Annotated in this window: 1 protein-coding gene; it reads right to left on the reverse strand. The window is 80.3% G+C overall.

Annotation, left to right across the window (positions count from 1 at the left end; all coding sequences use genetic code 11):
• Positions 1-522, reverse strand: a 522-nt coding sequence (locus I8J29_RS33585; RefSeq protein ID WP_208851572.1) for a hypothetical protein, incomplete at both ends; no start/stop codon positions are given.

Genomic DNA, 522 nt, shown 5'->3' on the forward strand with positions numbered 1-522 from the left:
CAGACGCGCCGGCCGGCCTCCGCCTCGCCCCGCTGCACGCGCCACAGGCCCGCGGCCAGCGGACCCGGCGGGCGGGCGGCCGCGAGCGCCCACAGCGCCTCCGCCTCCGCGGGCAGTCCCAGCTCGCACAGCCCCTCCAGCAGCTCGCCGGCCGGAAACGTCGGCCGCAGCCCCGCTTTCGTCCCGGCAATCCGCAAACGCCCGGCCGCCTCCGCCGCCTCCCGCCACAGCGGGCGCAGCGAAGCGTCCAGCGCGCCGAGCAGCAGCAGCCGCTCCCAGGCCGGCGCGTAGTCCGGCCGGCGCGCGAGCGCCGCGCCGTACGCCTCCGCCGCGTCGCGAAACCGGTACAGCCGCTCCAGCGCCGCGCCCGCCAGCGCATGCGAGCGGTGCGCGCCCGCGCCTTCCGCCGTGGAATAGCGCGCGGGCGGCGGCCCGGCCGCGAGCGCCGTCCGCGCGCTCGCAAGCGCGGCTTCCGCCTCGTCCAGGTCGAGCAGCGTCTCGGCGCGCGCGTCGTGCAGATCC

The sequence above is a fragment of the Paenibacillus artemisiicola genome (assembly GCF_017652985.1).
Classification (GTDB): Bacteria; Bacillota; Bacilli; order Paenibacillales; family Paenibacillaceae; genus Paenibacillus_Z; species Paenibacillus_Z artemisiicola.